At 65.6% G+C, this 22,723-nt stretch carries 21 protein-coding genes; 18 read left to right on the top strand and 3 right to left on the bottom strand.

Annotation, left to right across the window (positions count from 1 at the left end):
* Positions 1 to 7: 7 nt before the first annotated feature.
* The 13 genes from VVS03_RS00985 to VVS03_RS00925 all read left to right on the top strand — a co-directional run bounded on the left by VVS03_RS00985 (position 8) and on the right by VVS03_RS00925 (position 14,769).
* Complete coding sequence (locus tag VVS03_RS00985) at positions 8 to 760, top strand: YebC/PmpR family DNA-binding transcriptional regulator (protein ID WP_368533936.1); 753 nt, start codon at positions 8 to 10, stop codon at positions 758 to 760.
* A 185-nt stretch (positions 761 to 945) separates the two neighbouring features.
* A complete protein-coding gene (ruvC, locus tag VVS03_RS00980; protein WP_368533937.1) occupies positions 946 to 1,518 on the top strand; it encodes a crossover junction endodeoxyribonuclease RuvC in 573 nt (190 codons plus the stop codon).
* 78 nt (positions 1,519 to 1,596) lie between these two features.
* Entirely contained in the window at positions 1,597 to 2,214 is a 618-nt protein-coding gene (ruvA, locus tag VVS03_RS00975; protein ID WP_368533938.1) for a Holliday junction branch migration protein RuvA, read from the top strand.
* Between the two features lie 43 nt (positions 2,215 to 2,257).
* Positions 2,258 to 3,355, top strand: coding sequence for a Holliday junction branch migration DNA helicase RuvB (gene ruvB / locus VVS03_RS00970; protein WP_368533939.1), 1,098 nt, complete (start codon positions 2,258 to 2,260; stop codon positions 3,353 to 3,355).
* Positions 3,356 to 3,422: 67 nt separating this feature from the next.
* A complete protein-coding gene (gene yajC, locus VVS03_RS00965; protein ID WP_368533940.1) occupies positions 3,423 to 3,770 on the top strand; it encodes a preprotein translocase subunit YajC in 348 nt (115 codons plus the stop codon).
* A gap of 323 nt (positions 3,771 to 4,093) precedes the next feature.
* The gene (gene secD, locus VVS03_RS00960) at positions 4,094 to 5,935 is read left to right on the top strand and encodes a protein translocase subunit SecD (protein WP_368534059.1); all 1,842 of its coding nucleotides are present in this window, start codon (positions 4,094 to 4,096) and stop codon (positions 5,933 to 5,935) included.
* A complete protein-coding gene (gene secF / locus VVS03_RS00955) occupies positions 5,935 to 7,101 on the top strand; it encodes a protein translocase subunit SecF (protein WP_368533941.1) in 1,167 nt (388 codons plus the stop codon). Before secD ends, secF begins: the two co-directional genes overlap by 1 nt.
* A 95-nt stretch (positions 7,102 to 7,196) precedes the next feature.
* The gene (locus VVS03_RS00950; protein WP_368533942.1) at positions 7,197 to 8,849 is read left to right on the top strand and encodes an ABC transporter substrate-binding protein; all 1,653 of its coding nucleotides are present in this window, start codon (positions 7,197 to 7,199) and stop codon (positions 8,847 to 8,849) included.
* A complete protein-coding gene (locus tag VVS03_RS00945) occupies positions 8,850 to 9,401 on the top strand; it encodes an adenine phosphoribosyltransferase (RefSeq protein ID WP_368519235.1) in 552 nt (183 codons plus the stop codon).
* A 47-nt stretch (positions 9,402 to 9,448) separates the two neighbouring features.
* On the top strand, positions 9,449 to 11,743 hold the full coding sequence (locus tag VVS03_RS00940) for a bifunctional (p)ppGpp synthetase/guanosine-3',5'-bis(diphosphate) 3'-pyrophosphohydrolase (protein ID WP_368534557.1): 2,295 nt from the start codon (positions 9,449 to 9,451) through the stop codon (positions 11,741 to 11,743).
* Between the two features lie 226 nt (positions 11,744 to 11,969).
* Positions 11,970 to 12,686: a metallophosphoesterase gene (locus VVS03_RS00935; RefSeq protein WP_368534556.1), complete on the top strand. Its 717-nt coding sequence runs from the start codon at positions 11,970 to 11,972 to the stop codon at positions 12,684 to 12,686.
* Positions 12,687 to 12,749: 63 nt separating this feature from the next.
* Complete coding sequence (locus tag VVS03_RS00930; RefSeq protein WP_368534555.1) at positions 12,750 to 14,066, top strand: bifunctional UDP-sugar hydrolase/5'-nucleotidase; 1,317 nt, start codon at positions 12,750 to 12,752, stop codon at positions 14,064 to 14,066.
* A 148-nt stretch (positions 14,067 to 14,214) separates the two neighbouring features.
* The gene (locus VVS03_RS00925; protein WP_368534554.1) at positions 14,215 to 14,769 is read left to right on the top strand and encodes a DUF421 domain-containing protein; all 555 of its coding nucleotides are present in this window, start codon (positions 14,215 to 14,217) and stop codon (positions 14,767 to 14,769) included.
* Between the two features lie 129 nt (positions 14,770 to 14,898).
* Here the strand turns inward: VVS03_RS00925 and VVS03_RS00920 are convergent, their stop codons facing one another.
* Positions 14,899 to 15,246, bottom strand: coding sequence for a hypothetical protein (locus VVS03_RS00920; protein WP_368534553.1), 348 nt, complete (start codon positions 15,244 to 15,246; stop codon positions 14,899 to 14,901).
* Between the two features lie 344 nt (positions 15,247 to 15,590).
* Positions 15,591 to 16,454 (bottom strand): peptidylprolyl isomerase, encoded by an 864-nt coding sequence (locus VVS03_RS00915; protein ID WP_368534552.1) that lies wholly within the window; start codon positions 16,452 to 16,454, stop codon positions 15,591 to 15,593.
* Between the two features lie 190 nt (positions 16,455 to 16,644).
* Between VVS03_RS00915 and tpx the strand changes: the two genes are divergently transcribed.
* From tpx to hisS, 3 genes are all read left to right on the top strand, one after another.
* Positions 16,645 to 17,142: a thiol peroxidase gene (gene tpx / locus VVS03_RS00910; protein WP_368534551.1), complete on the top strand. Its 498-nt coding sequence runs from the start codon at positions 16,645 to 16,647 to the stop codon at positions 17,140 to 17,142.
* 160 nt (positions 17,143 to 17,302) lie between these two features.
* Complete coding sequence (locus VVS03_RS00905) at positions 17,303 to 17,950, top strand: MBL fold metallo-hydrolase (protein WP_368534550.1); 648 nt, start codon at positions 17,303 to 17,305, stop codon at positions 17,948 to 17,950.
* Positions 17,951 to 19,237, top strand: coding sequence for a histidine--tRNA ligase (hisS, locus tag VVS03_RS00900; protein WP_368519243.1), 1,287 nt, complete (start codon positions 17,951 to 17,953; stop codon positions 19,235 to 19,237).
* Here the strand turns inward: hisS and VVS03_RS00895 are convergent.
* Entirely contained in the window at positions 19,224 to 19,802 is a 579-nt protein-coding gene (locus VVS03_RS00895; protein WP_368533945.1) for a TetR/AcrR family transcriptional regulator, read from the bottom strand. The two genes, hisS and VVS03_RS00895, sit on opposite strands and share 14 nt — an antisense overlap.
* Positions 19,803 to 19,938: 136 nt before the next feature.
* Here VVS03_RS00895 and VVS03_RS00890 point away from each other — a divergent pair, with 136 nt between their 5' ends.
* The gene (locus VVS03_RS00890) at positions 19,939 to 20,697 is read left to right on the top strand and encodes a hypothetical protein (protein WP_368533946.1); all 759 of its coding nucleotides are present in this window, start codon (positions 19,939 to 19,941) and stop codon (positions 20,695 to 20,697) included.
* On the top strand, positions 20,694 to 22,712 hold the full coding sequence (locus VVS03_RS00885; protein ID WP_368533947.1) for a YhgE/Pip family protein: 2,019 nt from the start codon (positions 20,694 to 20,696) through the stop codon (positions 22,710 to 22,712). The genes VVS03_RS00890 and VVS03_RS00885 overlap by 4 nt, the downstream gene beginning before the upstream one ends.
* Positions 22,713 to 22,723: the final 11 nt, after the last annotated feature.

Here is a 22,723-nt window from a genome sequence, read left to right as displayed (position 1 = left end):
ACACCTTATGTCCGGCCACTCTAAATGGGCGACGACCAAGCATAAAAAAGCTGCCAACGACGCCAAGCGCGGCAAGGAATTTGCCAAGCTGATTAAGAACATCGAGGTGGCGGCGCGGACCGGCGGCGGCGATCCCGCGGCCAACCCGACGCTGGACGACATGATCAAAAAGGCCAAGAAGGCCTCCGTTCCCAACGACAACATCGAGCGCGCCCGCAAGCGCGGCTCCGGCGAGGAAGCCGGCGGCGCCGACTGGGAAAACATCATGTACGAAGGCTACGGCCCCAACGGCGTGGCCATGCTCATCGAGTGCCTGACCGATAACCGCAACCGCGCGGCTACCGAGGTGCGCACCGCCATGACCAAGAACGGCGGCAACCTGGGCGAGTCCGGCTCCGTGTCTTATATGTTCTCCCGCGTCGGCGTCGTCGTCGTCCAGAAGGGCGAGCTGGCCGAGGACGACCTGCTGCTGGCCGTGCTCGAGGCCGGCGCCGAAGAAGTCAACGACCGCGGCGAGCAGTTCGAGATCACCTGCCAGCCCGCCGACGTGCGCGCGGTGCGCACCGCCCTGGAAGAGGCGGAGATCTCCGTCGAGGACTCCGACACCGACTTCCGCCCGTCCGTCGAGGTTCCGCTCGGCGCTGACGATGCCAAGAAGATCTTCCGCCTCGTCGACGCTCTGGAAGACTCCGACGACGTGCAGAACGTCTACACCAACATGGATCTCAGCGACGAGGTCCTGGCCGAGCTCGAGGACTAAGAAGCCGGCCCGGGGCCTAAGAACCTGGCAATGGGGCAGTCGGGGCGAGTATTTCTTGCCGCGGCTGCCCTTGGTCGTGTCTACCCGGCTCCTTGCGCCCCTTGGCACCCAGGCTGGCCTGCCTGCCACGGCGCGTGTAGTATGCGTGATAAGGTACTAGAACATATGTGTGACGGAGGTGGCCGGTGAACCTGGAGGGCTTGCGCGTCATGGGCATCGACCCGGGCCTGACGCGCTGCGGCCTGTCGGTCGTGCAGGCAGGCCGGGGCCGCGCCGTCATCCCCATCTCCGTCGGCGTGGTGCGCACGCCCGCGGACAAGGGGCTCACCGAGCGCCTGCTGCGCCTGTCCAAGGCCGTGGCCGAGTGGATGGATGAGTACCAACCGGACGTGGTGGCCATCGAGCGCGTCTTCGAACGCGGCAACGTCTCCACGGTCATGCAGACCGCCCACGCGGTCGGGGTCTTGGTGCTCGCCGCGGCCGAACGCGGCCTGGACGTGCACATGTACACCCCCTCGGAGGTCAAGAAAGCCGTCTCCGGCAACGGCCGCGCCGACAAGAAGCAGATGACCGCCATGATCACCCGTATCCTGGGGCTGAGCGAGCCACCCAAGCCGGCCGATGCCGCCGACGCGCTAGCGCTCGCCGTCAGCCACTGCTGGCGGGCCCCGGCGCTGGCCCGCGCCGAGCAGGTGCGGGAAAAGACGCAGGCCCAGCGGCAGGCCCTGGCGCGCGCCCGCGCCACCCAGTCCGGCTAGGCGGCCGGACGAGCAACACGTCGCCCGAAACCTGCAGAACCTAAAACTCCACCCCGGGAAGAAAGGACAACCCTCGCCATGATCGCATCGCTGCGCGGAGAGGTTATCTCCATCGCGCTGGACCACGCCGTCATCGAATGCCAGGGCGTGGGCTACCTCGTGCACGCGGCCCCGCCCACCCTCGGCCGGCTGACCCGCGGGGAAGAGGCCTTCGTGCTGACCTCCATGGTGGTCAAGGAAGACTCCATGACCCTCTACGGCTTCGGCACCGCCGAGGACCGGGAGATGTTCCACCTGCTGCAGTCCGTCTCGGGGCTCGGCCCGAAGCTGGCGCTGGCCGCACTGTCGGTGCTGGAGGCCAACGAGCTGGCGCAGGCGATTAGCCAGTCGGACGCCAAGCGCCTGCAGACCATCCCGGGCGTGGGCAAGCGCATGGCGGAGCGGCTAGCGCTCGAGCTCAAGGACAAGGTGGCAGGCTTCGCCGGGGCCGGCGCGGCCGCGGGCGAGGGCGCAGCCGCCGGCGGGGTCCCCGCGGCCAGCGAGCCGGTCGTCCAGCAGGTCACCGAGGCGCTGGTGGGCCTGGGCTTTACCGAAAAGGCCGCGGCCGGGGCCGTCGAGGCGATCGTCGCCGAGCAGCCCGATGCCGCCACGCCGGTGGTCCTGCGTAGCGCGCTGGCCCGGCTGGGCAAGAAATAAGTAGGCGCACGCCAGGGGTTCACGACGGGTAGGGTGTTAGGACATGTCAGATATTGAGCGCACCGAGTTTCAGCTGCCAGACGGGCTAGAAGCCGCCCGGCAGGGCAGCGCGCAGGCGGCGGAGCGCCGCAACGACGACGTCGACGGGCACGCGCAGCAGGGCGAGCGCGACATCGAGCGCTCCCTGCGCCCGAAGAGCCTGGACGAGTTCATCGGGCAACCGAAGGTCCGCGAGCAGCTCTCGCTGGTGCTGCAGGGCGCGAAGAAGCGCGGCGTGACCCCGGACCACGTGCTGCTGTCCGGCCCGCCCGGGCTGGGCAAGACCACCATGGCCATGATCGTCGCCCAGGAGCTGGGCACCAGCCTGCGGATGACCTCGGGCCCGGCGCTGGAGCGCGCCGGCGATCTGGCCGCCATGCTCTCCAACCTCATGGAGGGCGACGTGCTCTTTATCGACGAGATTCACCGCATCGCGCGCCCGGCCGAGGAAATGCTGTACATGGCCATGGAGGACTTCCGGATCGACGTCATCGTGGGCAAGGGCCCGGGTGCGACCTCCATCCCACTGGAGATCCCGCCGTTTACCCTGGTGGGTGCGACCACCCGCGCCGGCATGCTGACCGGCCCGCTGCGGGACCGCTTCGGGTTTACCGCGCAGATGGAGTTCTACGACACCGCGGATCTGACCCGGGTTATCAAGCGCGCCGCGCAGATCCTCGACGTGGACATCACGCGGGAGGCCGCCGTGGAAATCGGCTCGCGCTCGCGGGGTACCCCGCGTATCGCCAACCGCCTGCTGCGCCGCGTGCGCGACTACGCCGAGGTCAACGGCGACGGCGAGATCGATCTGGCGGCCGCGCAGGGGGCCTTGGCCGTCTTCGACGTGGATGAGATGGGCCTGGACCGCCTGGACCGGGCGGTCCTGCACGCGCTCATCGAAGGCCACAACGGCGGGCCCGTCGGCGTGAACACCTTGGCCATCGCCGTGGGGGAGGAGCCCTCCACCGTCGAGGAGGTCTGCGAGCCCTACCTCGTGCGCGCCGGCATGATCGCGCGCACCGGGCGCGGGCGCGTGGCCACGGCGGCGGCCTGGCAGCACCTGGGGCTGACCCCGCCCGACGGGGCGATTGGCCTGTTTTAATAGATTCTTACTGCCAAACGGCGTTTGATTAACAGTTAAACTGAAATTTCTGGCACACTGGATCGGTATGGAACTAGTACTATTTATCGTCCTCGTTGTCCTTCTAGTCCTGCCTACCTTCTTCGCAATGCGCAAGCAGCGCCAGCGCCAGAAGGAAGTTGCCGCCTTCCAGGCCTCGCTGACCCCGGGTAAGCGCGTCGTGACCGCCGGCGGCATCCACGGCACCGTGACCGCGGTGCGCGAAGGGGATATCGACCTGGAGGTCGCCCGCGGCATGATCATCACCGTCGACAAGATGGGCATCCTGCGCGCGGCCAACACCGCCCCGAACGTGGTGGGTGATGCCCCGGCCGATCCGCAGCAGACCGACTTCCACCCCGACGACAACCCGCGCAACCCGGACGAGCGGAACTAGGTCAAGCGGACCCGCCCGTCCTGGATTCCACTCACCGCCCGCTTTGGGCGTGCCGAGCGCACGCCACCGGCAGGCGGTTTTTTTCTATTTTCCCCGCACTGTGATCGTTGTCATGGTCACACTATGCGCTTTTCTGGCTCCCTGTTGAGGTTTTGCCAGCGATATGACGTACCATGATGGATCGTGTTCGCTCCTTTCACCGTTAAAGGTAGCGATTTTTACTTAGCCCTGTAACTTGCAATGCACAGGAGATTGTATTCGTGTCCGCTCCTCACAAAGGCGCCATCAACAACGCCAGTAGGAAATGGCCGAAGCGTGCCATCATGCTCTTCGTCGTCATCCTGCTGGCGGTGTGGGCGCTCGTATTCTTTACTGGCGATCGCACCGCCGGCACCAAACTCGGCATCGACCTGCAGGGTGGTACCCGCGTCACGCTGGTCCCGCAGGGCGAAGAACCGACCCAGGACCAGCTGCAACAGGCTCGCGAGATCCTGGAACAGCGCGTCAACGGCATGGGCGTGTCCGGATCCGAGGTAGTCATCAACGGCAACACCCTGGTCATTACCGTCCCGGGCGAGGACACCCAGGAAGCGCAGTCGGTGGGCCAGACCTCGCAGCTGCTCTTCCGCCCGGTGGCCGAACAGCCCACCCCGGACATGACCAAGCTGCTGCCGGAGATGGAAGACATGGCCAACCGCTGGGTCAAGTACGGCGTCTTGAGCAAGGATGAGGCGAACCAGTCCCTGAAGCGCGTGACCGACGCCATCAACCAGGCTAACGAGCAGGCCGAGGGCCAGGGCTCGAACAACACCAAGGTGGATGAGAAGAAGGTCAGCGCCGAGCCGCTGCCGGAGCCGGAGAACTCCCTGGAGCAGGCGGAGCGCCGCGAAGAGATGACCGACATGCTGCTCAAGGACCGCCAGTCGGAGGACCCGACCACGCTGTCCGCGGCCTCGGCTCTGATGACCTGCACCCAGGACACGGATCCCCTGGCGGGCGCGGACGATCCCGCCAAGCCGCTGGTGACCTGTGACTACTCGCAGGGCATGCCGTACACCCTGGACCCGGCCCCGCTGCTGGACGGCGTCGAGGATCCGAACGGCACCCGCCTGACCGGCTCGGAAATCGACACGGATTCCCCGATCGACGGCGGCCTCAACCCGGACACCGGCCAGATGCAGATCAGCTTCTCCTTCCAGACCGGCGACGGCCCGAACGGCTCGGCCACCTGGGCCAAGCTGACCGAGGAGTACCTTCAGAAGCAGATCGCCATCACCCTGGACTCCGGGGTCATCTCCGCGCCGCAGATTCAGGGCGCGACCCCGTACGGCTCGGCCACCTCGATTACCGGTGACTTCAGCCAGGAAGAGGCGCAGTCGTTGGCCAACAACCTGCGCTACGGCGCGCTGCCGCTGTCGTTTGTCGGCGAAAACGGCGAGCCGGGCGGCACCACCGAGACGGTCCCGCCGTCGCTGGGCCACGCCGCCCTGCAGGCCGGCCTCATCGCCGGCCTGGTCGGCCTGATTCTGGTTCTGGCCTACTCGATCTACTACTACCGCGCCTTCGCCTTCGTCTCCTTCCTGACGCTGGTCGGCGCCATGGCCCTGACCTACGGCTCCCTGGTGCTGCTGGGCCGCTGGGTCGGCTACTCGCTGGACCTGTCCGGCATCGCCGGCCTGATCATCGGTGTCGGCGCCATGGCCGACTCCTTCGTGGTCTACTACGAACGCATCAAGGACGAGATCCTGGAAGGCCGCACCTTCCGATCTGCGACCACCAAGGCCTGGGAGCGGGCGCGCACCACCATCGTGACCGGTAACGCCGTCACGCTGATCGGCTCCGTGGTCGTCTACTTCCTGGCCATCGGCGAGGTCAAGGGCTTCGCCTTCACCCTGGGCCTGACCACCGTCTTCGACCTGGTCGTCTCCTTCCTCATCACCGCGCCGCTGATGATGCTGGCCGCCCGCAAGCCGGTCTTCGCCAAGCCGTCCATGAACGGCCTCGGCGGCATCTTCGCACTGGCCGAAGAAAACCGGGCGAAGGGCCACTATGGTAAGACGCATCCGCGCGGCGACCAGGCCGCGGACGCTCAAGACACGAAGCCTGAGCACACCGAGCGCACCGTACGCAGCAAGCGCAACGAGCAGGGCGAGGAGAACAACTAATGGCTAAGAACAAGATTTCCCGGTTGGATCGCCTCTACTCCGACGAGGGCGGCATCGACTTCATCGGCCGGACGAAGCTGTGGTACTCGATCACCATCGGCCTGCTGGTCGTGTCCATCGCCGCTATCCTCATCCGCGGCTTCAGCCTCTCGCTGGACTTCGAGGGCGGCACCACCGTGACCATGCCGGCCGCGGACCTGGTGGAAGAGGAGGTCGGCCAGACCTTCGAGGAAGCCACCGGCGTAGAACCCGAGCAGGTCCAGATCGTCGGCTCCGGCGCCTCCGAGACGCTGGAGATCACCTCCGAGCGCCTGAGCCAGGAGCAGGTCGACAACGCCCGGCAGGCCATCTACGAGGAGTACCAGCCGGAAAACGCCGAGGGCGAGGCCACCCCGGACGCCATCGGTACCTCCACCGTTTCTGAGTCCTGGGGCTCCTCGATTACCGAGCGCATGATCATCGCGATGGTGGTCTTCCTCATCGCGGCGACCGTCTACGTTGCCATCCGCCTGCAGCGCACCATGGCGTTCGCGGCCATCCTCGCGCTGATTGTCGACGGCGTCATCATCGCCGGCATCTACGCCCTGTTCGGGCTCGAGGTTTCCCCGGCCGTCATCATCGGTCTGCTGACCGTGCTGACCTTCTCCATCTACGACTCCGTGATCGTCTTCGACAAGGTCAACGAGAACACCCAGGGCATTTTGGGGCAGCGCAAACACACCTACGGCGAACAGGCCAACCTGGCCATCAACCAGACCGTGATGCGTTCTATCTCCACCTCGGTGATTTCCGCCCTGCCGATTATCGCCCTCTTCGTGGTCGCGGTCTGGCTGATGGGCATCGGCACGCTCAAGGACCTGGCACTGATCCAGCTCATCGGCGTTATCGAGGGCATCTTCTCCTCTCTGTTCCTGGCCACCCCGCTGCTGGTCAGCATGGTCAACCGGAAGAAGGAATTCCGCCGCCACAACGCCGAGGTGGAGCGCTACCGTTCGGGCGAGGCTGACGAGGAGCTCGACCCCGAGGAAAGCGGCGCGAAGCGCACCGTGGCCTCTCCGGTGACGGCGTCGGCTAACGACGACATCGCCGAATCCAGTGACGACCACGGCCCGCGCCCCGGCGAGGGCACTACCGGCTCCGGCGCCACCTGGCGCCCGGGACAGTAGCCCGGCCTAGGTAGTTCACGGTCAGTTTCTCTCCCCGGGGGGCTTTGACCCCCGGGGTTTTGCAATCGGTAGTCTCAGGTAGGAGTTAGCCCGAAATGGGAAGTGGAGTCAACAAGAATCCAACGCGGTGGCGTCTGGCAGCTGCGGGCCTGGCCGCCAGCCTGGCGCTGGGCCTGGCAGCCTGCGGGCAGGGGGAGGAGCCGGCCGAGGAGGAAGGCACCGCCTCCAGCGACCATTTCGGCTACCAGACCTCCTCGGAGCTGGTGACCACCAACGCCGGCACCGCCTTCGGCTCCGCCGGCAGCGTGGCGCAGCTGTCCAGCCGCCTGTACCCGGCCGCCTTCGTGCCGGGCCCGCGCGGGCAGATGATCCCGAACACGGACCTGGTCCAGGCCCAGGAGCTCAACCCCGGCTCCGAGGACGAGTCCAAGTCGGTGCTCTACACGCTCAGCGACGACGCGAAATTCTCCGACGGCCAGCCGGTGACCTGCGTGGACTACCTGCTGGCGTATACGGCCGGCACCATGCAGGAAACCTTCGGCTCCCACATGCCGCTGGCCCAGGACATCCAGCAGTTCAAGTGCGCACCGGAGAACAAGGTCTTCGAGGTCGTCTTCGCCCCGGGCACCGGCCAGCGCTGGCGCGGGCTGTTCGGACCGGGCACGGTGATGCCGGCCCACGCTATCGCCAAGAAGCTGGGCATGGACTCCCAGGAGCTGACCAACGCCTTGTACTCGCAGGATCCCACGGTGCTGGAGGAGGTCGCGCGCATCTGGCGCTTCGACTTCCAGTTGGCCGAGTTCGATCCGGAACTGCAGGTCTCCTTTGGCCCGTATGTCATCGACCACGTGGGCGAGAGCGGGGAAGTGGTCCTGGAACGCAACCCGCACTTCTTCGGCAACGAGGCCGAGATCGCCCCGGTGACCGTCTGGCCCGCGGACGCGGATTCCGGCGCGCTGAAGGACGCCGGGACCCTTGGCGTGGTTGACTCCCGCGCGGCGAACCCTGCCTGGCTGGACCGCGACGCGGCCGATAACCCTTATGAGATTGAGCCGGTCGTCGGCGATCTGACCGAGTCGCTGGTCCTGTCGGAGTACGGCTTGTTCGCGCAGGAGGAGCCGCGGCGGGCCTTCTCCGAGTGCATCGACCAGGCCGCGCTCGCCAAGCTCAGCTCCGCCGAGTCCGGCGTGGAGGTCCCGCCGGTCTACCAGCACGTCCTGCGGCACAACGACCCCATCGGCAAGTACCTGAAGCGGGCCGTCGAGCCGCACGTGGGCACCGACAACGCCATCGCCCAGACGCTGAGCGGGCAGACCATCCGCATCGGCTACCTGGGCCCCAACGACCGCTATGCGGCCATGGTGGAAAAGATCTCGGAGACCTGCCAGCCGGCCGGGATCACGGTCGAGGACGTGAGCGCGGAGAACACCTCGCAGTACATGCTCAACCCGGATCCGGAAACGGGCCTGCCCGCCATCGACGCCTTCCTGGGGCCTATCGATCCGCTCACCGAATTCTCGACCGCGGAGCCGCGGATTTCGAATGTGGAAGAGCTCAACAAGGCCGAGGCCGAGCAGTGGCAGACGGTGCGGACCATCCCGCTGGCTGCGCAACCGAAGACCTTCGTGGTCCGCAACGATGTCAAACACGTGGTACCGTACACTGGGCTGGCGGGAATCGGTTGGAATATGGACAGGTGGGCGCTGATCCCCGAAGGCGCCACTGAATCGAAATCGAAGGATAATTAAGTGAGTTCTCAGTACTCCAACGCTAATGAAGCCCTACAAGACAAGATCCGTTACGTCCAGGACTTCCCGGAGCCGGGTGTTCTCTTCGAGGACCTGACCCCGGTGCTGGCCGACGCGGACGCCTTCAGCGTCGTGGTTGATGGCCTGGCGAAGGCCTGCGAGGACCTGGGCGCGGAGATGATCGGCGGGCTGGACGCCCGCGGTTTCTTGCTGGGGTCTGCGGTCGCCTACAAGATGGGCGTGGGGATCCTGGCCATCCGCAAGGCGGGCAAGCTGCCGCCGCCGGTCCTGCACACCGAATACGAGCTGGAATACGGCACCGCGGCCCTGGAGATCCCCGCCAACGGCGCGGAGCTTAAGGGCAAGAAGATCGCCCTGGTCGACGACGTCCTGGCCACCGGCGGCACCCTGTTTGGTGCCCGCCAGCTGCTCGAACAGGCCGGCGCCGAGGTAGTCGGCAACGTCGTGGTCATCGAGGTCGAGGGCCTGGGCGGGCGCGAGCGACTAGCGGGTACGCCTTTGGTGGTCTTACGCACACCTGAGGAGAATTAAGCGCTAGACTGAACTAATTAGTAGTTTAGTTCGGAAAGGGGCGCGTAATGACTCACGATAAACCGGCGAAACGCCCCGCTGGGTCTAGCATGCGCAGCATGTCCGCCCGCCTGGCTCGTTCCCTGACGGGTGGGCGGACCAAGGTCAATCCGGTCTTGGAGCCTTTGCTGTCCATCCACCGCGAATTCCATCCGCGGGCAGACGTGGAGCTGCTGAACAACGCCTACGAAACCGCCGAGCGCCTGCACGAGGGCGTGATGCGCAAGTCGGGGGATCCGTACATCACGCACCCGCTGGCGGTCGCCACCATCGCCGCGGAGATCGGCATGGACACCACCACGGTGGCCGCGGCCCTCCTGCACGACACGGTGGAGGACACCGATTATTCCCTCGAGGACCTGACTGGCGATTTCGGCCCCGAGGTCGCCCGGCTCGTCGACGGCGTGACGAAGCTGGACAAGGTGGCGCTGGGTGCTGCCGCCGAGGCTGAGACCATCCGCAAGATGATCGTGGCCATGGCCCAGGATCCGCGCGTGCTGGTCATCAAGGTCGCTGACCGCCTGCACAACATGCGAACCATGCGCTTCCTGCCGCCGGAAAAGCAGGCGAAGAAGGCCCGCCAGACCCTCGACGTGATTGCCCCGCTGGCGCACCGCCTGGGCATGGCCAGCGTCAAGTGGGAGCTCGAGGACCTGGCTTTTGCCATCCTGTACCCGAAGAAGTACGACGAGATCGTGCGCATGGTCGCCGCCCGCGCCCCCTCGCGCGACCGCGCCCTGAAGCAGATCAAGGAAGAGGTCGGCGCCGCCCTCAAGGAGAACGGCATCCAGGCTGAGGTGATGGGCCGGCCGAAGCACTACTGGTCGATCTATCAGAAGATGATCGTGCGCGGCCGCGACTTCGACGAGATCTTCGACCTGGTGGGCATCCGCATCCTGGTCGAGGACATCAACAGTTGTTACGCCGCCATCGGCGTGGTCCACGCCCTCTACTCGGCGCTTCCCGGCCGGTTCAAGGACTATATCTCCTCGCCGCGCTTCGGCGTCTACCAGTCGCTGCACACCACCGTGCTGGCCGACGGTGGCTCCTCCCTGGAGGTGCAGGTGCGCACCCACGAGATGCATTACAACGCCGAATTCGGCGTGGCCGCGCACTGGCGCTACAAGGAGACCAAGGGCAAAAACTCTGGCCACCAGGAAGAGGTCGACCAGATGGCGTGGATGCGCCAGCTGCTCGACTGGCAGAAGGAAGCCGCTGATCCGAACGACTTCCTGGACTCCCTGCGTTACGACCTGTCGGCCAAGCAGATCTTCGCGTTCACCCCGAAAGGTGACGTCATCAACCTGCCGGCCGGCTCCACGCCGGTCGACTTCGCCTACGCGGTCCACACGGAGGTTGGCCACCGCTGTATCGGCGCGAAGGTCAACGGCAAGCTGGTGGCGCTGGAATCGACGCTGAAATCCGGCGACAAGGTGGAGATCTTTACCTCCAAGGACACTAACGCCGGCCCGTCGCGCGATTGGCAGGAGTTCTTGGTCTCGCCGCGCGCGAAGGCGAAGGTGCGCCAGTGGTTCGCCAAGGAGCGCCGCGAAGAACACCTCGAAGCCGGCCGCGACGCCCTAGCCACGGAGGTCCAGCGCGGCGGCCTGCCGCTCTACCGACTGTTTACGGCCAGCTCGATGAAGCAGGTGGCCAAGCAGCTGCACTACCCGGACGTGGACTCGCTGTATACGGCCATCGGCTCGGGCAATGTCTCCGCCCAGCACGTGGCCAACCAGCTGACCTCCCTGTTCGGCGACCGCGACGACGCGGTCGAGGCCCTGGCCGATCGCACCCCGCTGTCGGCGCTGGAGAATTCCCGTACCAAGGAAACCGAAGATTCCTCCTCGGGCACCGGCATCCTGGTCGAGGGTAGCCCGGACGTGATGGCGAAGATGGCCAAGTGCTGCCAGCCGGTCCCGGGCGACGAGATCTTCGGCTTTGTCACCCGCGGCGGCGGGGTCTCCGTACACCGCGTGGATTGCACCAACGCGGAGAAGCTGCGCAGCCAGCCGGAGCGCATGATGGACGTCTCCTGGGCCAGCGGCAATTCCGCCTCCGGCGCCTTCGCGGCCACGCTGCAGCTGGAGGCCCTGGACCGCCAGGGCCTGCTGTTTGAAATCACGCGGATCTTCAGCGATCAGAACCTCAACGTGCTGTCGATGACCTCGAACCGCGGCGACGATCACATCGCGACGCTGAAGTTCACCTTCTCGGTCTCCGACACCAAGCAGCTGGGCCAGCTGATGACCACGCTGCGCAACACCGAGGGCGTCTTCGACGTCTACCGCGTCACCGCTTAACCCCGCGGGACCGCGAATCCTCGGCGCCAGCGACGGAGGAACGAGCGGCAGGGGAGAGCGCAGTGCCCCCGTCCGGTGACCGGCAGGTGAACTCTGCGCCGCGGGCAGGTTAACACCGCAGGGGAAGCCGCGACCTACCGCCGGGAGCGCTGCGGGGGCTTGGTCACGGGTTTATAAAGGGACTTGTCTCTAAGTCCCTTTTCCCAAGTCTCGCAGGAGAACTCCCATGAGTAACTTCCGTCGCATTGGCCGCCTCGTGGCGGCTACCACCGTCACTGCCGTCGCCCTGCAGGGCGCTCCGGCCGCCTTCGCCGAGGACAAGGTCAGCTTCTCGGTCTCCAACTTCACCGACTTCCACGGCCACCTGGAAGAAGCGGATCCGAAACTGGGTGCCGCTAAGCTGATGAGCCTGGTCGAGCAGGTCAACCAGGACCAGAACTACGATCTGACCACCTCGGGCGATAACGTCGGCGGTTCCGCGTTCGTCTCCGCCATCACCGACGACGAGTACACCCTGCAGGTTCTTAACGACATGGGGGTCGAGGCCAGCGCCGTGGGCAACCACGAATTCGATCAGGGCTTTGATGACCTGACGGGCCGCATCATCCCGAAGTCCGACTACCCGGTGCTGGGCGCCAACGTCCTCAAGGACGGCCAGCCGGCGATGGAAGCGTCCCACGTTTCTGAAATTGACGGCGTCAAGGTCGGCTACGTGGGCACCGTGACCCAGCTGACCGCTGAGAAGGTCGCCCCGAGCGCCATCGAGGGCATCACCTTCACCGACCCGGTCGAGGCCACCAACAAGGAGGCCACCCGCCTGAAGGAGTCGGGCGAGGCCGACGTCGTCGTGGCGCTGATGCACGAGGACGCGGAGCAGTACGCCGAGGGCTTCAACAACGACGTCGACGTCCTCTTCGGCGGCGATTCCCACGTGCGCTCCTAGGGCACCGTCGAGCGCGAGGGCGCGCTGCCGCTGCACTGGGCCCAGGGCCACGAGTACGGCAAGGTGCTCAACGACGTGGACTTCACCTACGACAAGACCGCCGGCGAGCTCACCGACGTGGAACTGACCCAGTACGACTACACGGATGCGGCAGCCCTGGAGCCGCACGCGGAGATCGCGGGCCTGGTGGCGGAGGCCAAGGACAAGGCCGCTGAGAAGGGCGCCGAGGAAGCCGGTGAGACCCCGCAGGCCATGTTCCGCGGCTCCGACGAGGGCAAGGAGCCGGGCTCCAACCGCGGCGTCGAGTCCACCCTGAACAACTTCATCGCTGAGGGCCAGCGCGTGAGCATGTCCAAGCAGGTCGACAAGGACATCGACCTGGGCCTGATGAACGCCGGCGGCGTGCGCGCCGACCTCAAGGGCGGCAAGGTGACCTACCAGGACATCTTCGAGGTCCAGCCGTTTGGCAACTCCATCGCCTACGGCACCATCACCGGCCAGGACCTGGTCGATGCCCTGGAGAACCAGTGGCAGCCGGGCAACTCCCGCCCGCGCCTGGCGCTGGGCCTGTCGGAGAACGTCTCCGTGGCCTACGACCCGCAGGCGGAGCAGGGCCAGCGCGTCCAGTCGGTCATCATCAACGGCGAGCCGCTCGACCTGGGCAAGAACTACACCGTGGCCCTGTCGACCTTCCTGGCCGGCGGCGGCGACGGCTTCTTCGCTGAGGATCAGGTCAAGGACATTGTGGATGTGGGCTACATGGACACCCAGGCGATGATCGATTACATCGCCAGCGGCGAGGCCGACGTCCGCACCAGCCAGGGCCAGGTCGGCGTGCACCTGTCCGGCGAGCCGAAGGCCGGGGAGAAGCTGACTGTGGAGCTTTCCTCCCTCAACTACACCAGCGAGGGCGAGCCGATGGCCAAGACCGCCACCGTCTCCCTGGGTGAGGCCAGCGCCGAGGCCGAGATCGACAACGCCCGCCAGGACGGCGATGACCAGATGGGTGAGCGCGGCCGCGCCACCGTCGAGCTGACCGTCCCGGAGGACCTCTCCGGCGAGCAGGAGCTCAAGGTCACCACCGACCAGGGCACCGAGGTCATCATCCCGGTCACCGTCACTGCCGCCGACGGCAATGGCAACGGTGGCGATGACAACGACGACGACACCGACGACAGCGACAACGGCTCCAGCCTGAGCTCCACCTCCAGCCTGAGCTCCGGTTCCAGCGACTCGCTGCTGTCCTCGGTCGGCATTGGCGCGGGCGTTATCGTCGCTCTCGTCGCCGGCCTGATGGGCGCGGTCGGCACCGGCATCATCACCCTGCCGGCCCCGGTCCGCAAGATGATTGAGGACCTGCGCAAGCAGTTCGGCCTCTAAGACCACCCACCGCGCGGCCCAAACGCTTGCGCAACCACGACAACAAGGCCCTGGGGATTACCCCAGGGCCTTCGTTCGCCCTACCGTAGCCAAGCAATAACCACCAGCGTTCCCATAGCCGTACCTATCAGGGACTAAGCTAGGGCACGTGAGTTGGCAGCAAATTCTTCTGGACGAGGCCTACTACCAGCTGGGGCTGGAGTGGCACCGCATCCCGATCGTCATCCTGGCCTCCATCGGCATCTACCTGGCCTTCATGCTCTTGGTGAAGGTCTTTGGCTCCCGCGTGCTGACCTCCATGACTGCTTCCGATGCTGTCATTATCATCATGTTCGGCGCCGTCGCCGGCCGCGTCATCGTCGGCGTGCCCCCGTCACTGGCCGCCGGCGTCCTAGGCCTAGCCACGCTCATGGGGCTGGAGGCCGCCTTCGGTGTGCTGCGCAACGCTGTGGGCTGGTCCCGGTTCATCGACCGCAAGCCCATCCTCATCATGCACCACGGGGAGAAGGTCGAGGCCAACGCCGATTTCGCCCACGTCAGCGACACCGACATCTACTCGGCCATCCGCAAGGCCGGCCTCGGCAGCACGCAGGAAGTCCAAGCCATGATCCTGGAGCCCACCGGCCAAATCGCCGTCATCCAAGAAGGCAAGGCCATGGACCCAGACGTCTTCCGCGACGTCAAGGGCCTCGGCCAAGACTAAGCTCCAAAACAGATCAGCAAAGCCGAAAGCCGAACACACAACCGGATCCCGAACCAAGGCATAAAAAATACCCCGTGGATAAAACCACGGGGTATAAAGCGTGCTAGCTAGCAGCTAGTACAAGCCGAATTACTTCTGGCCCGGCAGGTCGATGTACTTGCTGAAGAAAGCGAACAGGGAGCCCAGCACACCGATGATGGCGCTGGCGACGCCGACCCAAGCCTTGACTTCCTCAGCGATCTTCTTGGTGTCCTTCTTCTCGCCGTTCTCGCCCTCGCTGGAGGACAGGTCAGAGATGGAGGAAGAACCGTTGTCGTTCTGGTCCTTGTCGTCCTTCGGAGCCTCGGGGGTCGAGGTGGCGGCGGTGGAGGTCTCACCGGCGCCGGACTCTTCAGCGGTGGCAACGTTGACGCCAGCGAAGGAAACGGCGATGGCGGTTGCACCAGCAACCAGGGACTTACGGGAGAAAAGCTTCATTATCAAAATCCTTAGATTCCGTGGAGTACTTGCAGACGCTACAAATAGTAGCGATACGGGCAGGGGTTTGCAAGACCTGTCTAAGGAAACTGCCAAATCGGACCGTAATCGTAGAGTTCTTAGTGAATCTAGAATCGCAGGTAAACAAAGGGTTAACTGGTAATACCTAAAGAAAAACTAAGAATCTACTGAGTGTGGGTAACCTAAGTTGGAGGGGTCTATGGGGGGCTGCTTGGCGGGGGTGGTGCGGATACGGGAAAGCCCCGGCACGGCGCGAGGGTGCGCGGGTGCCGGGGCTTGGCGTTTAGGAAGGTGGCCTGGGGGCTTCACCTCCTGAGTATTCGTTAGGACTCGACGGAGACCTTGTCGATCTTGACCTCTTCGGCGGGCTTGCCGTCGGGCTGGCCGCCTTCGACGCCCTTTTCGGCGATCTTGTCGAGGGTTTCCTGGCCCTTGTCGGTCAGCTTGCCGAAGTAGGTGTAGTCCGGTGCCAGCTGCGAGTCGGCGTAGTTGACGAAGAACTGGGAGCCGTTGGTGTCCTTGCCGGAGTTAGCCATGGCGATGGAGCCCTTCGGGTAGGTCACCGGCTGGCCGGCCTCGGCGTCTTCCTCGGTCGGGTACTCGTTGGCGAAGCTGAAGCCCGGGCCGCCGGAGCCGGTGCCGGTCGGGTCGCCGCACTGCAGGACGTTCAGGCCGCCGGAGGTCATGCGGTGGCAGACGCTGCCGTCGTAGTAGCCCTCATCGGCCAGGTGAGTGATGGCGTTGACGGTACAGGGAGCCACGGAGCGGTCGAGCTCCATTTCCATGTCGCCCTGGTTGGTAGCGAAGTTAACCTTCACGGTGCCCTTGGTGGAGATGTCGTCGCCGTTCGGGACGGTAGCGCCGTTGGAATCCTGGCCTTGCGTCTCCGGGTACTCACAGGTGACGGTCTCCGGGAGTGCCTGGGTGCGCTTGCCGGTCAGCGCGACGGCCTCCGGCTGCTCTTCGGACTCGGTGGTCTCAGTAGTGTTCTGGTCCTCCGCGGTGATTTCCTCGTCGGAGCTATCGCGGGAGGCCATGAACCAGACGCCGCCGACGAGGGCGACGATGGCGAGCAGGGCGATCAAAGCCACGCCGATGGGGCGGGTCTTGGTCTTGCGCTCGCGGGACTTGAGCTCACGGTTGAGGTTGGCCAAGGCCTCCTCGCTGCGCTTCTTGTTATCAGGCACTGTAGTTTTCCTCGTTACACAGTAGGCAGAATGAACACGTCTTCCGGTCCGGGACGCTTTCGGCGCGGCCCGAACCAACTGGCACACAATCCTATCGCGTCGCCCGTCCTAGGTGGGGGATTAGGCCGGGGACTGTGTGGCTTTAGCAGGGCCGTGGCAGGCATTAGACAGTGTGGGTATCCTCGGGGCCATGGCAAACGTTAACTTTGATGGAAATGCAACGACGACCACCGGTGAGCTGCCCGCAGTAGGCGAGCAGATTCCGGACTTCACCCTGGTCGGTACCGACTTGAAGGAAATTACCGCGCAGGACTTCGCCGGCAAGCGCCTGGTTATCTCCATCTTCCCGTCGCTGGACACCGACGTCTGTGCGGCCCAGCTGCGTAACTTCAACGAGAAGGCCGCCGGCCTGGACAACACCGTGGTGCTGTCCGTCTCCCGCGACCTGCCCTTCGCGCAGGCCCGTTTCTGCTCCACCGAGGGCATCGAGAACGTCGTCAGCGGCTCCGACTTCCGCACCGACTTCGGCGAGAAGTTCGGCGTGGCCCTGGAAGGCTCCCCGCTTAAGGGCCTGCTGTCGCGCTCCGTGGTCGTCACCGATGCCGACCACAAGGTCGTCTACACCGAGCTGGTGGACGAAATCACCACCGAGCCCGACTACGACGCCGCCCTGGCCGCCCTGAAGTAGTCCGCGCTCGCGCGCTTCAACGCCGTCGTCCTGCACTTGCGGGGCGGCGGCTTTTCCTATTGCGGTTCGTCAGGTTGTTGTTGAATGGGGCGTGGCGGCCGGTGGTGGCGGAGGAGAGCGGTCGTAGTCGCTGCGGGGCCGAGTCACTATTCTGGAGGGCATGCAGTATTACGGTTTCACCGCGGGTCCCTACAAGACGAATTGCTACCTGGTCACGCACGAGGACAAGGCATTCGTCATCGACCCCGGTATGCACGCGCTGGATCGCGTGGAAGGATTGCTGAACGAACACCAGGTCACCCTGGAAGCGGTGGTGCTCACCCACGGGCATATCGACCACACGCGCAACGCCGGAGACCTGGCCCAAAAGCACAACTGCCCGGTCTATATTCACGCTGAAGACGAGTTCATGCTGGCAGACGGCTCGGGCGTATCCGAGGAATCCAAGGTGCTTTTCGACGCCGCCCACATGGTCCCGATTACTGATGTACGCCACCTGCGTGACGGGGAGGACCTCGAGCTGATTGGCCTGAAGTTTGCCATCCGCCACGCGCCGGGGCACTCGCCGGGCAGCGTCCTGCTGGTCAACGAGGAGGTGGCGTTTACCGGTGACGTGCTCTTCCGTGGCTCCATCGGGCGCACGGACCTGCCGCATTCGGATCCGGCGGCCATGGACGCCTCCCTGCGTGGGCCCGTGTGGAACCTGGCCGATAACCTGGCGGTCCTGCCGGGCCACGGGATGACCTCGACCATGCGGCAGGAGCGGGGGGCCAATCCCTTTTTGCTCAAGGTCGGACGGGTAATGTAGATGAGCGTGAGTGACAAGAAGAAGCAGTTTAAGCCCCTGTCCGCCCCGAAGGGAGTGCCGGACTACCTGCCGCCGGAGTCCGCCACCTTCTACAAGGTCCGCCAGACCATGGTCGAGCAGGCCCATCTGGCCGGATTCCAGCACATTGAGCTGCCCGTCTTCGAAGACACCTCCCTGTTCGCCCGCGGCGTGGGCGAGTCGACCGACGTGGTCTCCAAGGAGATGTACACGTTTGCCGATCGCGGCGACCGCTCGGTGACGCTGCGCCCGGAGGGCACTGCCGGCGTGATGCGCTCGGTGATCCAGCACAACCTGGACCGCGGCCAGCTGCCGGTCAAGCTGAACTACTACGGCCCCTTCTTCCGCTACGAGCGCCCGCAGGCCGGCCGTTACCGCCAGCTGCAGCAGGTTGGCGTCGAGGCCATCGGCGTGGACGACCCGGCCTTGGACGCCGAGGTCATCGCCCTGGCAGACCGCTCCTACCGCGCGCTGGGCCTGAGCGGCTTCCGCCTGGAGCTGACCAGCCTGGGCGATCACACCTGCCGCCCGCAGTACCGAGACAAGCTGCAGGAATTCCTGTTCAAGCTGGACCTGGACGAAGAGACCCGCCACCGTGCGCAGATCAACCCGCTGCGCGTGCTGGACGATAAGCGCCCGGAAATCCAGGAGGCCACCGCGGACGCCCCGCTCATGCTGGATTACCTGAGCGACGAGTGCCGGGAGCACTTCGAGACCGTCAGGGGCCTGCTCGAGGACATGGAGGTCCCGTACACCATCAACCCGCGGATGGTGCGCGGCCTCGACTACTACACCAAGACCACCTTCGAGTTCGTCCACGACGGCCTGGGCGCCCAGTCCGGCATCGGCGGCGGCGGCCGCTACGACGGGCTGATGGCCCAGCTGGGTGGCCAGGATCTCTCCGGTATCGGCTACGGCCTGGGCGTGGACCGCGCGGTGCTGGCACTCGAGGCGGAGGGCATTACCCTCGACGGCACCGAGCGCCGCGTTGACGTCTACGGCGTCGCGCTGGGTACTGAGGCCAAGCAGAAGATGGCGCGGCTGGTTAACGATCTGCGCGCCCGCGGGATTTCGGCCGACATGGCCTACGGCGACCGCGGCCTGAAGGGCGCTATGAAGGGTGCGGACCGCGCCGGCGCCCGCTTGGCGCTGGTGCTGGGCGAGAACGAGCTCGCCGCCGGCACCGTGGCGGTCAAGGACCTGGCCGCCCACGAACAGCAGGAGGTCTCGCTCGACCAGGTCGTCGAGACCATCGCTAGTCGGGTCTAATCCCGACCCGGATACCGGCGAGGTAGATCCGAACCATCGCGTTGTCGAGGTCGGACTCGGCCTCGCCTAGGTCGATGTCGCGCGGCCGCTGGAGTGCCAGCAGGCCGGCGATGAACTCGAGGTGCGTGACCCCGGGACCAACGTGTCCCAGGGCGCGCGTCTTTTCTATGAAACGGGCACCGTTGTCCATCAGCTCGTTCTGCAAGGCCTTCTGCTCCGGGGGCAGAGAATCCAGGTTGGACGGCAGGAAATTCGGGATAAGCACGCCCAGCCCCAGCGAGAGCAACTGGCGGGCGTATTCACACACGGTCTCACCCGCGGACTCAGGTGCCGAGTCCAAACGCTCCAGCAACGTGTTCTGGGTATCGATGAAGCGTTGGGCGTACGTGCTCACGCATTCGTCGATGAGCGCCTGCCGATCGGGGAAGTTGCGGTAGAGCGTGGCGATGCCGACGCCGGCGTGCGCGGCGATCTTTTCCAAGCTGACGTTGTTGCCGTGCGCACGAAACAGCTCGAGGGCTGCGGTGATTATGGCTTGGCGGCGGCGGGCGGCATCGGCGCGCATGACGCTTCCTTTCGCGGGTTAGTTGACATTGTCGGCGGCGAGGGTTCAGTATATTTACGTTAACTGATAGTACACCCTCCGCTTTAGGTATTAACCATTTTTGAAGGGTGCTTTTTAAGTCGGAGTAACCGCCACCATGACACAAGCTTACCTGTGCAGCACCCATAACCTGGTGCTGAGCACCGGCTTTGCGGTACCGGACTTCCACCTTGTCGAAGGCCTCAACCTGCTGCACGTCAGCCGGGAGGCCTCCGCCACCGTGCTAGGCCTGACCCTTGCCGGTCGGATGAAGAAGAAAGGCGGCGAGGTGCGCTGGACCCCGTCGCAAGCCGGGCAGTACGAGGATGGCGGCGCGCACGCCGCCGGGGTAGAGATTCCCGCCCGCAAGCTATTTTCCGACATCGCTTATGCCGGCACCCCGGAGATCGACGGCCTGGAGCGCCTCGTCCCGGTGCGGGCCGTGGTGCGCGAGCAGCTGGCCTGGACCAGCCCGTGGTACCGGCTCACACCCCGCAAGATTATGTCCAACGAGCGCGTCCAGGACGCCTTTAGCGCGCTGGAGATCGACCTCGACGAGGAGGCCTGCCGGAAGACCAAGGTGGGCGAACTCGACGTTCTCACCCGCTTAAAGCTGCGCGTAGCACTTGCGCTTATCTCCCGGCCCGAGGCGGTGGCGCTGGTCATCGACGACGTGGACCAGCTGCGCTCCTGGCGCCTGCGCGAGGACTTCCTTGCCACCGTGCGCCGCCTGGCGGACCGCCTGCCGGTGGTCTGCATTAGCGCGAACGCGGATACCTCCGGCTTCGCCGACCACGAAGTGCGCATCCATGATTCGGAGATGGCTATGGCTGAGCCCCCGACTGGGAACGCGGATGGGGAAGGAGAGCAGGCATGAACCTGACACACCTAGGCACTGAGATCCGCCGCTTCGGACACGGCAAGCTGCCGCCGCTGGCCTTCGTGGTCATTATCCTGCTGCCGTTGCTCTTCGGCGGCCTCTTCGTCTGGTCCTACTGGGACCCGGTCGGCAAGGTCAACGAGCTGCCGGTCGCCTTCGTCAACTCCGACAAGGGCGCCGACGCCGACGGCGAGCACCTAGACGCCGGCCAGCAGATCACCGACCGGCTGGCCGACTCCGGCCAACTCAACCTGGACGTCGTGGACGCGGATACCGCCCGTGACGGGGTCCGCAGCGGCGAGTACTACTTCGCCATGGAACTGCCGGAGGATTTCTCCGAGTCGGTGCTCTCCGTCCGTGGGGATAACCCGCGGCGGGCGAGCCTGAACGCCACGTTCAACAACGACAACGGGCAGATCGCGCAGACCCTGGGCAACCAAGTGGTCTCCACGGTGCTGGGCACGATCAACGAGGAGCTGGGCACCCGCGTGACCGACAACCTCCTGGTCGGCTTCAACACCATCGGGGACGGGGTGAACCAGGCCGCCGACGGCGCGAACGAGCTCTCCGACGGTGCCGGCAGTGCGGTTGACGCGTCGAAGAAGCTGGATTCCGGCGCCGGCGAGCTCCACGACGGCATCGTGACCGCGGACGAGGGCGCGAAGAAGCTCGAGTCCGGCGCCCAGGAGCTCGACCGGGGCCTGGGCACGGCAAGTAATGCGGCCGACCAGCTGGCCGGCGGGCTGGGGCAGCTCAACTCCGCCACGCAGCGCCTGGGTGAGGGCGCCAGCCAGGTCTCCGGCGGCGTGGATCAGATTTCCGACATGGTCGGCCAGGCCGCCGACGCCCAGGCACAGCTGCTGGCGGGACTGGTTAACGTCTCCAGCCAGCTACGGGCCACCGGCCTGCCGCCGGCCCAGGACCTGGCCAACCAACTGGACGGGGTCATCGAGCAGGTGCGCACGCAGGCCCTCGGCCCGGACTCGCCGGTGCTCGGCGACGTGGAAAAGCTCAGCGGCGGCGCGCGGGAAATCGCTCGCCAGCTCACCGACCCGGCCAGCGAGTATTCGCAGGGCATGCAGCGCGCCTCCGACGGCTCTCAGCAGCTGGCGACGGGCCTGCACAAACTCAACGACGGCTCGAGCCAGCTCGTAGTCGGCACGCAGACGCTGAGCCAGGGCACCAGCAAACTCGTGGATGGCTCGCAACAGCTCTCAGTGGGCGCGAAGCAGCTAAGCGACGGGCTGGTCCAGCTCGACGAGGGCTCGGACACGCTCGCCCTGAAACTGTCTGAGGCCGGCGGCAAGGTTCCGCACTACGGCGACGACGAGCGCGCCGATTACGCCGGCGCCATGTCGAGCCCGGTGGAGCAGAACCAGCAGGGCGACGGCCTCGCCATCTTTGGCGAGGGGCTAGCTCCGATCTTCATCTCGCTGGGCCTGTTCATGGGTGCCACGGTCACCTTCATGGTGCTGCACCCGCTGCAGCGCCGCGCCATCGAGTCCGGCATGTCCCCGCTGCGCGTGGTGCTGGCTTCCTACCTGCCGGCGGCCATTGTCGGCATTGCCCAGGCCACCGTCATGTTCTTGGTCCAGAAGCTGGCGCTAGGCCTCAACGCCAGCCACGAGGTGGGCATGTGGCTGGCCATGTGCCTGACCGCGGTGACCTTCCAGGCCATCGCGCTGGGCATCAACGCCCTGCTGGGCGCTACCGTGGGCCGGGTGATCTGCATTTCCCTGATGTCGCTGCAGATCGTCTCTTCCGGTGGCCTGTACCCGCCGGAGACCCAGCCGGCGTTCCTGCAGTGGTTCCACAACTTCGACCCGATGACCTATTCGACGAACCTCCTGCGGCAGATGATCTTCCACTACGACACCGCCGATCCGCGCCTGCAGCAGGCCGTCGGGGTCCTGGCGATCATCTGGGTCATCTTCCTGGCCGTCGCCGTGGTGGGCGCCCGGCGCGGGCGCCACATCGCGATGAAGGACTTGCACCCGGAGGTGGCGGTCTAGGCAGGCCGGGG

This window comes from Corynebacterium sp. LK2537, from assembly GCF_040946485.1.
Lineage (GTDB): Bacteria > Actinomycetota > Actinomycetes > Mycobacteriales > Mycobacteriaceae > Corynebacterium.
This window is presented reverse-complemented; position numbering and strand designations above follow the sequence as displayed.